This is a genomic window from Streptomyces sp. NBC_01478, from assembly GCF_036227225.1.
GTDB lineage: Bacteria > Actinomycetota > Actinomycetes > Streptomycetales > Streptomycetaceae > Streptomyces.
This window is the reverse complement of the sequence record NZ_CP109444.1, coordinates 2,630,934-2,643,161: the sequence shown is the minus strand read 5'-3', so window position 1 is coordinate 2,643,161 and position 12,228 is coordinate 2,630,934. Positions and strand designations below refer to the sequence as shown.

The 12,228-nt window shown below is 70.2% G+C and carries 13 protein-coding genes and 1 pseudogene; 6 read left to right on the top strand and 8 right to left on the bottom strand.

Annotation, left to right across the window (positions count from 1 at the left end; all coding sequences use genetic code 11):
* Positions 1-17 precede the first annotated feature (17 nt).
* Positions 18-560: pseudogene (locus tag OG223_RS11855) on the top strand (NUDIX hydrolase); the annotation flags it as partial.
* Positions 561-643: 83 nt separating this feature from the next.
* Here the strand turns inward: OG223_RS11855 and OG223_RS11850 are convergent.
* Both OG223_RS11850 and OG223_RS11845 read right to left on the bottom strand, forming a co-directional pair.
* Positions 644-901, bottom strand: a complete 258-nt coding sequence (locus tag OG223_RS11850) for a hypothetical protein (RefSeq protein WP_329246282.1) — start codon at positions 899-901, stop codon at positions 644-646.
* 206 nt (positions 902-1,107) lie between these two features.
* Complete coding sequence (locus tag OG223_RS11845) at positions 1,108-1,968, bottom strand: 3-hydroxybutyryl-CoA dehydrogenase (RefSeq protein ID WP_329246279.1); 861 nt, start codon at positions 1,966-1,968, stop codon at positions 1,108-1,110.
* 168 nt (positions 1,969-2,136) lie between these two features.
* Between OG223_RS11845 and OG223_RS11840 the strand changes: the two genes are divergently transcribed.
* Positions 2,137-3,381 (top strand): glycoside hydrolase family 10 protein, encoded by a 1,245-nt coding sequence (locus OG223_RS11840; protein ID WP_329246276.1) that lies wholly within the window; start codon positions 2,137-2,139, stop codon positions 3,379-3,381.
* Position 3,382: 1 nt separating this feature from the next.
* Here OG223_RS11840 and OG223_RS11835 read toward each other — a convergent pair whose 3' ends face one another.
* Together OG223_RS11835 and OG223_RS11830 are read right to left on the bottom strand one after the other, a co-directional pair.
* Positions 3,383-3,577, bottom strand: a complete 195-nt coding sequence (locus OG223_RS11835; protein WP_329246273.1) for a DUF1918 domain-containing protein — start codon at positions 3,575-3,577, stop codon at positions 3,383-3,385.
* Between the two features lie 96 nt (positions 3,578-3,673).
* Positions 3,674-4,615: a DMT family transporter gene (locus OG223_RS11830; protein ID WP_329246271.1), complete on the bottom strand. Its 942-nt coding sequence runs from the start codon at positions 4,613-4,615 to the stop codon at positions 3,674-3,676.
* On the opposite strand from OG223_RS11830, the gene OG223_RS11825 reads away from it, so the two are divergent.
* The 3 genes from OG223_RS11825 (at position 4,614) to OG223_RS11815 (ending at position 7,315) form a co-directional block, all read left to right on the top strand.
* Positions 4,614-6,050 (top strand): aminotransferase-like domain-containing protein, encoded by a 1,437-nt coding sequence (locus OG223_RS11825; RefSeq protein ID WP_329246268.1) that lies wholly within the window; start codon positions 4,614-4,616, stop codon positions 6,048-6,050. The two genes, OG223_RS11830 and OG223_RS11825, sit on opposite strands and share 2 nt — an antisense overlap.
* A 129-nt stretch (positions 6,051-6,179) precedes the next feature.
* Positions 6,180-6,617 carry a GNAT family N-acetyltransferase gene (locus OG223_RS11820; protein WP_329246266.1) on the top strand — a complete coding sequence of 146 codons (438 nt, stop codon included), beginning with the start codon at positions 6,180-6,182 and terminating at the stop codon, positions 6,615-6,617.
* Between the two features lie 104 nt (positions 6,618-6,721).
* A complete protein-coding gene (locus OG223_RS11815) occupies positions 6,722-7,315 on the top strand; it encodes a histidine phosphatase family protein (protein WP_329246264.1) in 594 nt (197 codons plus the stop codon).
* A 631-nt stretch (positions 7,316-7,946) separates the two neighbouring features.
* On the opposite strand, the gene OG223_RS11810 is transcribed toward OG223_RS11815, so the two are convergent.
* Both OG223_RS11810 and OG223_RS11805 read right to left on the bottom strand, forming a co-directional pair.
* Complete coding sequence (locus OG223_RS11810; RefSeq protein ID WP_329246262.1) at positions 7,947-8,390, bottom strand: DUF6314 family protein; 444 nt, start codon at positions 8,388-8,390, stop codon at positions 7,947-7,949.
* Positions 8,391-8,392: 2 nt separating this feature from the next.
* Entirely contained in the window at positions 8,393-8,647 is a 255-nt protein-coding gene (locus tag OG223_RS11805) for a hypothetical protein (RefSeq protein WP_329246259.1), read from the bottom strand.
* A 151-nt stretch (positions 8,648-8,798) separates the two neighbouring features.
* On the opposite strand from OG223_RS11805, the gene OG223_RS11800 reads away from it, so the two are divergent.
* Positions 8,799-11,285, top strand: coding sequence for an alpha-L-arabinofuranosidase C-terminal domain-containing protein (locus OG223_RS11800; RefSeq protein WP_329246257.1), 2,487 nt, complete (start codon positions 8,799-8,801; stop codon positions 11,283-11,285).
* On the opposite strand, the gene OG223_RS11795 is transcribed toward OG223_RS11800, so the two are convergent.
* Together OG223_RS11795 and OG223_RS11790 are read right to left on the bottom strand one after the other, a co-directional pair.
* Positions 11,272-11,715, bottom strand: coding sequence for a carboxymuconolactone decarboxylase family protein (locus OG223_RS11795; protein WP_329246255.1), 444 nt, complete (start codon positions 11,713-11,715; stop codon positions 11,272-11,274). The genes OG223_RS11800 and OG223_RS11795 overlap by 14 nt on opposite strands.
* Positions 11,712-12,176 (bottom strand): MerR family transcriptional regulator, encoded by a 465-nt coding sequence (locus tag OG223_RS11790; protein ID WP_329246253.1) that lies wholly within the window; start codon positions 12,174-12,176, stop codon positions 11,712-11,714. Before OG223_RS11790 ends, OG223_RS11795 begins: the two co-directional genes overlap by 4 nt.
* Positions 12,177-12,228: the final 52 nt, after the last annotated feature.

The window sequence follows — 12,228 nt, the reverse complement described above, 5'->3', positions numbered from 1 at the left end:
CGGAAGGTGGCAGAACCGTGCAGTGGACGAAACAGAACGAACAAACTGTGTACTCAAACCGCTGGTTCAGCGTCAATCTCGCGGATGTCGAACTACCCGACGGCCGACACCTCGACCACTTCCTCATACGGCTGCGCCCGGTGGCCGTGGCGACGGTGGTCAACGAGGCCAACGAAGTACTCCTCCTGTGGCGGCACCGCTTCATCACCGACAGTTGGGGATGGGAGCTCGCGGCCGGCGTCGTGGAGGACGGCGAGGACATCGCGCGCGCGGCCGCCAGGGAACTGGAGGAAGAGACCGGCTGGCGGCCGGGGCCCCTGCGCCACCTGATGAGCGTGGAACCGTCCAACGGGCTCACGGACGCCCGGCACCACATCTACTGGGCCGACGAGGGCGAGTACACCGGACACCCCGTGGACGATTTCGAGTCGGACCGCCGGGAGTGGGTACCGCTCAAACTCGTACCCGACATGGTCGCCCGCGGGGAGGTCCCGGCCGCCAACATGGCGGCCGCGTTACTGCTGTTGCACCACTTGAGGCTAGGGGAGGATGTAGCACCCGTTTCGGCAGCGCCCCAAAGGGGCGCGGGGAACGGCGCGACCAGCCACGACGAGCCTGCAGCCGACCCACGGGCCTTCCGGCGCTAGCGTCCCAAGGCCTGCCAGACAGTCACGACAAGTGCACCTACGGCGGTCATCGCGGCGATAGCCGGCAGCGGCCACCGCGTGTGCTCAAGTGCAACGATTCGCGCGCTCAGATCGTCCAGTTCCTTGTCCGTCTCCTCGGTGCGATGGCTGAGTAGCGCCAGCCCTCCCTCGACCCGCGCGTAGGCGACGTCGAGGCGGCGGCGTAACTCTGCGAGTTCTCCATGGACCACGGGATGCTCGGGGTCGGCGCTCACGGGTCCGCTCCTTTCCGTAGTCGGAACATCCCTTGCATGCGCATGAAGAGTCAACTCGCCTGGTGGGTACGGGGGGAGAGTGTGCGAGCGGCATATGCGGGCCCGGCGCGCACACGGTGTGTGAATGGCGCGGGCCCGGCACTCCGAAGAGTGCCGGGCCCGTAACAGCCGCCGTATCACGGTGAGTTGCCGCGAACGGCAGGTGCTCAGCCGTAGGTGTAGAACCCCGAGCCGGACTTACGGCCCAGTCGTCCCGCGTCGACCATGCGCTGGAGCAGCGGGGGAGCGGCGTACAGCGGCTCCTTGTACTCCTCGTACATCGAGAAGGCGACCGAGGCGACCGTGTCCAGGCCGATCAGGTCGGCCAGCTTCAGCGGGCCCATCGGGTGGGCGCAGCCGAGCTCCATGCCGTTGTCGATGTCCTCGCGGCTGGCGATGCCCGACTCGAACATCCGGATCGCGGAGAGGAGATAGGGGATCAGCAGCGCGTTGACCACGAACCCGGAGCGGTCCTGGGCGCGGATCGCGTGCTTGCCCAGCACCTTCTCGGCGAACAACTGGGCGCGGCCCAGCGTGCCCTCGGAGGTGGTCAGCGCCGGGATCAGCTCGACGAGCTTCTGCACCGGGGCCGGGTTGAAGAAGTGGATGCCGATGACCTGGTCGGGGCGCGAGGTGGCGACCGCGAGCCGTACCAGCGGGATCGAGGAGGTGTTGGAGGCGAGGATCGCGTCGGGGCGGGTCACGACCTGGTCGAGCACCTGGAAGATCTCGGTCTTCACCTGCTCGTTCTCGACGACGGCCTCGATGACGAGGTCACGGTCGGCGAACTCGCCGAGGTCGGTGGTGAAGCTGAGCCGCGCCTGCGTCTCGGCCAGTTCCTCGGCGGAGATCTTGCCGCGTTCGGCGGCCTTCGTCAGCGAGTTGAACAGCCGGGTCCGGCCGATCTCCAGGGCCTCGCCGGTGGTCTCGGCGACCTTCACGTCCAGGCCGGAGCGGGCGCACACCTCGGCGATGCCCGCTCCCATCTGGCCGCAGCCGACCACTCCGACGCGCTCGATGTCGGTCACATCGTCCCCTTCTGAGATCTACGGCAGTCGCAGGACCCCGTTGTCCGGTGCCTGCTCCGATCGTGCACGTTACCCGCAAGTATCGATGATCGATCGCCGGGGTCGGGCATTCTGGGGCGCGGAGACGATCCGTGACGGCACGGATCCACAGCGTATGGGGGTGTGCAGATGGGGCGTTTGTCACGTCGGGCGTTCGCGATGGCCGCGCTGTCGACGCTGGCGACGACGGGGAGTGCGTCGGCGCAGACCGGGAATGTGCCGACCGGGGCAGGGCGTCCGCGCGAGGTCACCGAGATGCGCGGGGTGTGGCTGGCGACGGTCGCCAACCGCGACTGGCCCTCCCGCCCCGGCCTCACGCCGGCACAGCAGCGCACCGAACTGATCGCCCACCTCGACGCGGCGGTCCGCGACCGCCTCAACACGGTGATCTTCCAAGTACGGCCCACCGCCGACGCGTTGTGGCCCTCGCCGTACGAACCCTGGTCCCAGTACCTGACCGGCACCCAGGGCAGGGCGCCCGGCTGGGACCCGCTGAAGACGGCGGTGGAGGAGGCACATGTGCGGGGCCTGCAACTGCACGCCTGGTTCAACCCGTACCGCATCGCCAACCACACCGACCTGACGAGACTCGTCGCCTCGCACCCCGCGCGCAAGCACCCCGACTGGGTGGTGGTGTACGGCGGGAAGCTCTACTACAACCCGGGGCTGCCCCAGGTCCGCGTCTTCGTCGAGGACGCGATCCTCGACGCGGTGAAGAAGTACCCCGTGGACGCGGTCCACTTCGACGACTACTTCTACCCGTACCCGGTGGCCGGCCAGACCTTCGACGACGACGCGGCCTACGACAGGTACGGCGGCGGCTTCACCGACCGGGCCGCGTGGCGCCGCGACAACATCGACAAGTTGATCCGCGAGACCGCGGCCCGTATCCGGCAGGTGCGCCCGGGAACCCGGTTCGGGATCAGCCCGTTCGGCGTGTGGCGCAACCTCGCGACCGACTCGCGCGGCTCCGACACCCGGGCGGGAGTGCAGACGTACGACGACCTCTGCGCGGACACCCGCACGTGGGTGCGCAAGAACTGGATCGACTACATCGTCCCGCAGTTGTACTGGAATATCGGCTTCGCCGCCGCCGACTACGCCAAGCTGCTGCCCTGGTGGGCGGAGGTCGCGCGCGGCACGAAGACGCGGCTGTACGCGGGGGAGGCGCTCTACAAGGCGGGCGACCCGGCGCAGCCCGCGGCCTGGCAGGACCCGGCCGAACTGTCCCGGCACCTCACCCTCGCCGCCCGGTACCCCCAGGTCGGCGGGCATGTCTTCTTCGCCGCCCGGGAGGTGGCGGTGGACCCGATCGGGGCGATGGCACGGGTGGTCGCCGACCACTACCAGCAGCCGGCGAAACCCCCGCGCTGACCTACCGTTCCGTGTCCTGGTGCTTGATCTCGCAGTCGGGGCCGGGTGACATCACGGCCTCGTGCCCGTCGGGGAAGCGGACGCGGTAGGGCGGGTTGCCCTCTGCACCCATCACTTCGACGACTTCCGAGACCTGGTCGTGCTGGCCGACCACTTTGCCGTGTTGGACGAGCCGATCACCCACGATTGCACGCATCTGTAGCGCCTCCTCACCGAGTACGGGAGCAGCGGTCCATGCTCTTCGAGTCTACGGCGGCCCGCCCGGCCGGGACCGGGACGACGTGCACGCCCCTCAACTCCGGGCCCGCTGCGTGACGGCGATGCACACCAGCACCGCCGCCGCGGTCAGCGGGGCCGCCACGGGCAGGTGTTCGCCGAGCAGCAGCACCGACCACACCAGTGTGAGCAGCGGCTGGGCCAACTGCAACTGGCTCGCCTTCGGGACGCCGATGGCCGCCATGCCCCGGTACCAGACGACCAGCCCGAGGAACTGCGAACCGGCGGCGACCCACAGCAGCCCGGCCACGCTGTGCGCGGTGAGGTGCGGGGTGTCGTACGACAGCGCGATCGCGGCGGCGGGCACGCTCAGCGGCAGGCACAGGACCAGCGCCCAGGCGATGACCTGCCAGCCGGGCATGACCCGGGCCAGTCGGCCGCCCTCGGTGTAACCGGCCGCGCAGACCAGCAGCGCGCCGAGGAGATACAGGTCGGCGGAGGTCACGGCGCCGCCGCTCTGCTGGACCGTGAACGCGAGCACCGCGCCGGCGCCCGCGAGCGCGGCCGTCCAGAAGGTGCGCGAGGGGCGGACGCCGGTGCGCAGCGCGGACAGGGCGGCGGTCGTCAGCGGCAGCAGACCGACGACCACCGCCGCGTGCGCGGTGGTCGACGTCTCCAGGGCGAGCGTGGTGAGCAGCGGGAAACCGACCACCACCCCCGCCGCCACGACGGCCAGTCCGGCCCAGTGCCGGCGGCCGGGCACCCGGACGCGCAGCGCCAGCAGGCAGCCACCCGCGATGACCGCGGCGAGGACGCTGCGCACGGCCACCAACGACCAGGCGCCGAAGCCTTCGAGCCCCCAAGCGGTGGCAGGGAAGGTGAGGGAGAAGGCGATCACACCGAGCGCGGCCTGGACGGTGCCGGCGCGGACTCCGAGCGCGGGAGCCGGTGCGGTGGGGATGGGGCTGGCGCTGACCGCTATCGGGCTCGGGGCAGTAGCGCTATCGTGAGCTCTCATGCAAGAGCGTAGCAGTGTCGGTGAACTGGCGAATCACCTGCGACAGGAACTCAACCGCTACTCACCTGGTGGAAAGCTGCCGTCGAGTCGGGCGCTCGTCGAGCGGTTCAGGGTGAGCCCCGTGACCGTCTCGCGCGCCCTCGCCCAACTGGTCGCCGAGGGGCTGGTGGTCACCCGGCCCGGCGCCGGCGCGTTCCGGGCGACGCCCCGCCCCGCGACCGCAGCCGCCTCGGGGGACACCTCGTGGCAGGAGGTCGCGCTCAGCGCGGACGCCACCGCCGACCTGGTACCGCGCACGGTGGACGCGTCCGCGGTCCTGACCACGCTGGCCGTCCCGCCGCCGGGCGTGATCGAGTTCAACGGCGGCTATCTGCACCCTTCCCTGCAGCCCGAGCGGGCGATGGCGGCGGCCCTGTCCCGGGCCGGCCGCCGTCCCGGCGCCTGGGGCCAGCCGCCGATGGAGGGCCTGCCGGAACTGCGCGAGTGGTTCGCGCGCGGCATCGGCGGAGCGATGACGGCCGCCGACGTCCTGGTCAGCGCGGGCGGCCAGACCGCGCTCACCACCGCACTGCGCGCCCTCGCACCTCCCGGCGCACCGGTCCTCGTCGAATCCCCCACGTATCCAGGCATGTTGGCGATCGCCCGAGCGGCGGGCCTGCGGCCGGTCCCGGTGCCGGTGGACGCGGACGGCGTGAAACCGTCCCTGCTCGCCGACGCGTTCCGCGCGACCGGCGCCCGGGTGTTCGTCTGCCAGCCCCTCTTCCAGAATCCGACCGGCGGGGTCCTCGCCCCCGCCCGCCGCCCGGAGGTCCTGCGCATCGCCCGCGACGCGGGCGCGTTCGTCATCGAGGACGACTTCGTACGACGCCTGGTGCACGAGGACGCGGGCCCGCTGCCGCGCCCGCTGGCCGCCGACGACCCCGACGGAGTCGTCGTCCATGTCGGCTCGCTCACCAAGGCGACCTCGCCCAGCTTCCGGGTCAGCGCACTCGCCGCGCACGGCCCGGTCCTGGAACGCCTGCGCGCCATCCAGGTCGTCGACACCTTCTTCGTCCCCCGCCCGCTCCAGGAAGCGGCCCTCGAACTCGTCGGCTCCCCGGCCTGGCCACGCCATCTCCGCGCCATCTCGGCCGAGTTGAAGACCCGCCGGGACACGATGACCACCGCCCTGCGCCTCGAACTCCCCGCCTTCTCCCTCCCGCACATCCCCTCCGGCGGCTACCACCTCTGGCTCCGCCTCCCCGACGGCATGGACGAGCTGTCACTGACGACGGCGTCCCTCCGCGCGGGCGTCGCCATCACCCCCGGCCGCCCCTACTTCAGCGCCGAACCCCCGGCCGCCCACGTCCGGTTGAGCTTCGCGGCGGTCGCGGGGACCGGGGAGATCGTGGAGGGCGTACGACGACTCCGGGCGGCCTGCGACGAGGTGCTGTGACCCCGGGGTGCTCCAACCCCGGGGCAGCGGCACCCCCATTTCCGAAGCCTGCCACCCGCCACTGACAACGCCCGCGCCGCCGGGGAAAACCGCTCGACGCCGCCGCCCCTGGCCTGCGATTCTCCCGCCATGAACGACATCCCGAGCCTCCCCGACGGCTACGAGTTCTCCACCGACTCCGCCCGCGTCGACATCGACCGCACCTACCACTGGCTGTCCACCGACGCCTACTGGGCGAAGGACCGGCCCCGTGAGAAGCACGAACGCGCGGTCGCGTCCTCGCTGAACTACGGGGTGTACGACACAGCTTCGGGCGAGCAGGTGGCGTACGCGCGCGTGGTGACCGACGGGGCGTTGTTCGCGTGGCTGTGCGATGTGTACGTGGACCCGTCGGCGCGCGGCAAGGGCATCGGCACGGCGTTCGTCGGCGCCGTACGCGAGGAGCTGCGGCCGTTCGGACTGCGGCGGATCCTGCTCGCCACGCACGACGCCCACGGGGTGTACGAGAAGGTCGGATTCCGGCCACTGGAGCGGCCCGATCGGTGGATGGCGCTCATTTTCGAGTGAGTTGTCCGCCTGGTCCTGACCTCGAAGTAAGGTTTCGCCAACCCTGGGTAACGCTCGTCCGGTACCCCTTGACCTCGCTACTTCGGCGGGATCACGATCGCCGCATGTCACTTCGGGTCACGTTCGTCGCCGCCGCGCGCAGCTCCCCGCTGCTCGCGGAGCGTTTCGAGGACGCCCGCCCGCTGGACCAGGCGGGCTGGGACGAGGTGCAGCGCGCCGTCCCGGCCCTGCTGCCGCTGGCGGCGGCGGAGCTGCGCTACTGCTCGCCGACCCCGCGCAGCCGCACCACCGGTGACGGCCTCGGTTACACCCCGCTGGTGCAACTCGCCCTGCGGGACTGCGACATGGGTCGCTGGCGCGGGCTGACCCTCGGCGAGGCGATGGCCCGCGAACCGGCCCTGGTGGACGCCTGGCTCGCCGACCCGAGCTCCGCCCCGCACGGCGGTGAATCCCTGCTGACCTTCATCGCCCGCGTGGGCAGTTGGCTCGACACCCGCCCCTTCGAGGACGGCGGCCACATAGTCGCCGTAGCCGAACCCTCCGTCATCCGGGCCGCGTTGGTCTACGCCCTCAAGGCGCCCCCGTCGACGTACTGGAACATCGACGTACGCCCCCTGTCGACCACCACGGTCGCCGGCCACGCGGGCCGCTGGAACCTGCGGTTCGACGGGGCGTCGGTGCAGCCGACACGGGCGTAGGGCGGGGCGGGTCCGTCGGGGGTGGGGGTGGTTGCCGCCCGGTCCGTGTGCGTGCGGGCCGGTGCGAACCGGCGTGGGGGCGGGCCGGGTTCGGTGAGGCTTGCCGCAAGCGCGCGTGCCGCGGGTGGGTCAGGGGCGAGGCGGGCGAGGCTTGTTGCCGTGCGGCCCCGCGTGCGTGGTCGGTGTGCACTCCGGATCGAGCGGACAGGCTTCGCCGGCGCCCGGTTCACGCCTGCGTAGCCGCCGTGAACTCCTCGTGGAATCAGCCAGGTTGGTCGACGTTTCGCCCGCGCTCCGAGCACCTGCTTCGAACTCCCGCCGGAGTCAGCCAGGTTGGGCGCCATCGAGCCCGCGCCCGAGTAGTGGACGCGAACTCCTCCCGGAGTCAGCCAGGTTGGGCGGCACCGAGCCCGCGCCCGCCTAATCGACGCGAACTCCGCCCGGAACCACCCAGGTCGGCCGATGCCGAACCCGCGCCCGCGAAGACCGCTGCACGCGCACCCCGCCCCCAGTCGACGCGCAGCGACCCCCGCACCAACTCCGCCTGGAACCAGCCATATTCGAGGAGCCCCAACACCCACCCGGCAGCCGTCACGCCTCCCGCTCGCCGCCAGGATCCGCCCCGCTCAACTCAACCCACCCGCACATACCCCGTGCTCAACACCAGATCCTTCGCAGGCCCGCCCACCCGCCACACCGTCCGCCAGCGGTCCGCGTCCAGGACCGTGAACTCGCCCCGGTACAGGTCCGCCGAGCACGGATGGTCGGTGACATGGTGTCCGGAGGTGAGGTCCAGGTCGTGGAAGGGGCGGCCGTCGGCGAAGCGCACGTCCGCCGTGCCCGGTGCCGCGCCCGGCAGGAAGCGCAGGGTGCGCTCGGCGGGGCGGGGTACGCCCTGCCAGGTGAAGGTGCCCGACTCCGCGTGCAGCAGGCCACCTTCCGGCAGTGCGCCGAAGACGGTCGTGCCCGAGAAGTCGCCCTCGTCGCCGCTCGTCAGGTCCCGTACGGACCGCTGTACCCGCCAACTCCCGGACAGATACGCCAGCACATCCGGCACCGGCCAGAACTCGCCCATCGTCAGCCCTTCCCGCGCCGCCGCCGATGCCCGCCGTCCGGAGAGTCGGTGGGCGCCTTGCGTTCGCCCTGGGCCCGGATCTCGTGGTGCGACGCGTGACTCGTGGCCCGGAAGGCCTCCTCGTACGCGGCCAGGGCGCCGCTCATGCCGCCCCCGGCGGTGCCGCGGCGCTGAATACGACGGGCGAGCCAGGTAAAGAAACCCAGCGCTGCGGCGAGAAAGCCGAACAGGGCCAGGTACGGCGACAGCGCATCCATGCCCTCGACCCTACGTCCCTCCGCGCGCCGGTCCCATTGACGTGCTCACGCCCCTTGCCTATCTTGCCGTTCGAAGTGCTGACCGACGTCCGGTATGTCGAACCCCACGTTCGAGTGCCGCGCACGATCCGACAAGAGCCGCGGAGTATCCATGTCACGCACCAGCCGCACCCGCCTGAGACTTGCCTTGGGGGCAAGCGCTTTCCTGCTGGCGACGGCCGTCGTCCCCGTCCCCGCCCACGCCGAGGACGTCACCGACTACGCGATCACCGTCGATCCGGGCACGCAGGGCGCAGCCATCGACAAGACCATGTACGGCGTCTTCTTCGAGGACATCAACCGCGCGGCCGACGGCGGCCTGTACGCCGAGCTCGTGCAGAACCGGTCCTTCGAGTACTCCACCGACGACAACAAGGCGTACACCCCGCTGACCGCCTGGACGGTCGCCGGTACGGGCCAGGTGGTGAACGACGCCGGCCGCCTCAACGAGACGAACCGCAACTACCTTTCCCTGGCGGCCGGTTCGTCCGTCACGAACGCCGGATACAACACCGGCATCGCCGTCGAGGACGGCAAGAAGTACGACTTCTCCGTATGGGCCCGCGCCGACAGCGGCACCACGCTCGGCGTCAGCCTCCAGGACGCTCGCGGCACGCTGGCCACCGCACACCAGGTGGAGGTGAAGAAGAGCGGCTGGGCCCGGTACAAGGCCACGCTCACCGCCACCCGCACCAGCACCACCGGCCGCCTCACCGTCGCCTCCACCGACGCGACCGCCCTCGACATGGTGTCCCTCTTCCCCCGCGACACCTACAAGCACGAGCCGAACGGCCTCCGAAAGGACCTCGCCGAGAAGGTCGCCGCCCTGCACCCGGGCTTCGTACGCTTCCCCGGCGGCTGCCTGGTCAACACCGGTTCCATGGAGGACTACAGCGCGGCCTCCGGCTACCAGCGCAAGCGCTCCTACCAGTGGAAGGACACCGTCGGCCCGGTCGAGTCCCGCGCCACGAACTCCAACTTCTGGGGCTACAACCAGAGTTACGGCCTCGGCTACTACGAGTACTTCCGCCTCGCCGAGGACATCGGCGCGATGCCGCTGCCCGTCGTACCGGCGCTGGTGACGGGCTGCGGCCAGAACAAGGCCGTGGACGACCCGGCGTTGCTCCAGCGGCACATCCAGGACACCCTGGATCTCATCGAGTTCGCCAACGGCCCGGTCACCTCGAAGTGGGGCAGGCTGCGCGCCGAGATGGGCCACCCCAAGCCCTTCCACCTCACCCACATCGAGGTCGGCAACGAGGAGAACCTCCCCGCCGAGTTCTTCGCCCGCTTCACGCAGTTCCGCACGGCGATCGAGGCCACGTACCCGTACATGACCGTGATCTCCAACGCGGGCCCGGACGACAGCGGTTCGACCTTCGACACGGCCTGGCAGCTCAACAAGGACGCCCAGGTCGACATGGTCGACGAGCACTACTACAACAGCCCGCAGTGGTTCCTGCAGAACAACAGCCGCTACGACTCCTACGACCGCACCGGCCCGAAGGTCTTCCTCGGCGAATACGCCTCCGGCGGCAACGCGTTCAAGAACGGCCTCGCCGAAGCCGCCTACATGACCGGCCTGGAACGCAACGCCGACGTCGTCAAACTCGCCTCCTACGCACCGCTGTTCGCCAACGAGGACTACGTCCAGTGGCGCCCGGACCTGGTGTGGTTCAACAACCACGCCTCCTGGGGCTCCGCGAACTACGAGGTCCAGAAGCTGTTCATGAACAACGTCGGTACGCGGGTGGTGCCCTCAACGGCCACCGGCACACCGTCACTTGTCGCCCCGATCTCCGGCGCGGTCGGCCTGTCGACCTGGGCGACGAGCGCGGCGTACGACGATGTGAAGGTGACCGGGGCGGACGGTGCGGCGCTGCTCTCCGACGACTTCTCCGGTGACGCCTCCCGGTGGACCCATACGGGAGGCGGGAGTTGGAGCCTTGAGGACGGGCAGTACGTCCAGACCGACACCGCCGCCGAGAACACCATGGTGTCGGCGGGCGACCCGGCCTGGCACGACTACGACCTGCATGTGAAGGCGACCAAGAAGGCAGGAAAAGAAGGCTTCTTGGTCGCGTTCGGCGTCAAGGACACCGGCAATTACTACTGGTGGAACCTGGGCGGCTGGAACAACACCCAGACCGCCGTCGAACAGGCCGTGGACGGCGGCAAGTCGACGCTGATCGCCAAGCCGGGGACCATCGAGACGGGCCGCGCCTACGACGTCGACATCAAGGTGAGGGGCCGTCAGGTCACCCTGTACCTCGACGGCCAGGAGTGGGGAAGCTTCACCGACGACAAGCCGGCCGAGCCGTTCCGCCAGGTCGTCACCAAGGACGCGAAGACCGGTGACCTGATCGTCAAGGTCGTCAACGACCAGTCCTCGGCGGCCCGTACGGCGATCGACCTGGGCGGCGCGAAGGTCGCCTCCACGGCGAAGGTCACCACGCTCGCCGCCGCGCCCGACGCGGTGAACAGCGAGACGGCCACCGCGGTCGCACCGGTCGTGTCCACCTTCAAGGGGGTTGCCGACAGGTTCGGTTACACCTTCCCGGCGAACTCCGTCACGTTCCTGAGGATCAAGCAGAAGTAGCGTCCGCCGCGTCCGGCGTGGGCTGCTGTCCCAGCGGCAGCAGCCCGCGCTCGGCGAAGACCTTCTTCGCGGCGAAGGTGGCGTTGAGCGCCTTCGGCATGCCGCAGTACACCGCGGAGTGCGTCAGGGCCTCGACGATCTCCTCCGGGGTGAGGCCCACGTTCAGCGCCGCGTTCACATGGACATCGAGCTGGGCCTCGCAGCCGCCGAGCGCGGTGAGCATGCCCAGCGTCACCAACTGGCGGTCGCGCGGGACGAGTCCGGGACGGTCGTAGATCTCGCCGAAGGCCCAGGCGACGACCTGGTGACCCAGCTCGGGGTTGATGTCGGCGAGCGAGTCGACGACCCGCTGCCCGGCCTCGCCGTCGACCCGCTTCAGGACCTCCAGGCCGTGGGTGAAACGCTCTTCACGGGTGGTGCTCGCGCTCATGTCGGTTCATCCGATCCCGGCTGCTCGTTCTCGATCTCGTGCTCGCGCCCGTGTTCGTCGAGGAGCAACTGTTCGTAGTGGTCGATCTTGTGGTCCAGCACTGCCGCGTTGCGGCGCAACACCCTGATCCGGTCGGCCAGTTCGGCGCGGTGCTCGCGGAGCATCGCCAGCCGGTCGGCGACCGTGACGTTCCCCGCCGCCCGCAGCGCCGCGAACCGCTGCATGTCGGCGATCGACATACCCGTCCCGCGCAGCCGCAGCAGAAACTCCAGCCAGGCCAAGTCCGCTGCCTGATACCGCCGTTGGTTGCCGGTGCTCCGGCCGACCCGCTCGATCAGGCCGGCCTTCTCGTAGTAGCGCAACGTGTCGTGCGAGAGGCCGGTGCACTCGGCGACCTGGGCGATGGTCAGGGTCGGTTCCCGGTCCCGGGAGAGGGGATTCAGGGGCTGTCCGCTGCTCATGAACACAACCGTAGAACCTGGAGCGCGCTCCAGGTCAAGCCTGTCCTTTTTC

Excerpts from the sequence above, each read along its gene's own strand:
- OG223_RS11810 (WP_329246262.1), bottom strand. The coding sequence starts at position 8,390 with ATGGGCGAGTTCTGGCCGGTGCCGGATGTGCTGGCGTATCTGTCCGGG.
- OG223_RS11800 (WP_329246257.1), top strand. The coding sequence starts at position 8,799 with ATGTCACGCACCAGCCGCACCCGCCTGAGACTTGCCTTGGGGGCAAGC.
- OG223_RS11805 (WP_329246259.1), bottom strand. The coding sequence starts at position 8,647 with ATGGATGCGCTGTCGCCGTACCTGGCCCTGTTCGGCTTTCTCGCCGCA.
- OG223_RS11825 (WP_329246268.1), top strand. The coding sequence starts at position 4,614 with ATGCAAGAGCGTAGCAGTGTCGGTGAACTGGCGAATCACCTGCGACAG.
- OG223_RS11835 (WP_329246273.1), bottom strand. The coding sequence starts at position 3,577 with ATGCGTGCAATCGTGGGTGATCGGCTCGTCCAACACGGCAAAGTGGTC.
- OG223_RS11815 (WP_329246264.1), top strand. The coding sequence starts at position 6,722 with ATGTCACTTCGGGTCACGTTCGTCGCCGCCGCGCGCAGCTCCCCGCTG.
- OG223_RS11820 (WP_329246266.1), top strand. The coding sequence starts at position 6,180 with ATGAACGACATCCCGAGCCTCCCCGACGGCTACGAGTTCTCCACCGAC.
- OG223_RS11795 (WP_329246255.1), bottom strand. The coding sequence starts at position 11,715 with ATGAGCGCGAGCACCACCCGTGAAGAGCGTTTCACCCACGGCCTGGAG.
- OG223_RS11830 (WP_329246271.1), bottom strand. The coding sequence starts at position 4,615 with ATGAGAGCTCACGATAGCGCTACTGCCCCGAGCCCGATAGCGGTCAGC.
- OG223_RS11840 (WP_329246276.1), top strand. The coding sequence starts at position 2,137 with ATGGGGCGTTTGTCACGTCGGGCGTTCGCGATGGCCGCGCTGTCGACG.
- OG223_RS11790 (WP_329246253.1), bottom strand. The coding sequence starts at position 12,176 with ATGAGCAGCGGACAGCCCCTGAATCCCCTCTCCCGGGACCGGGAACCG.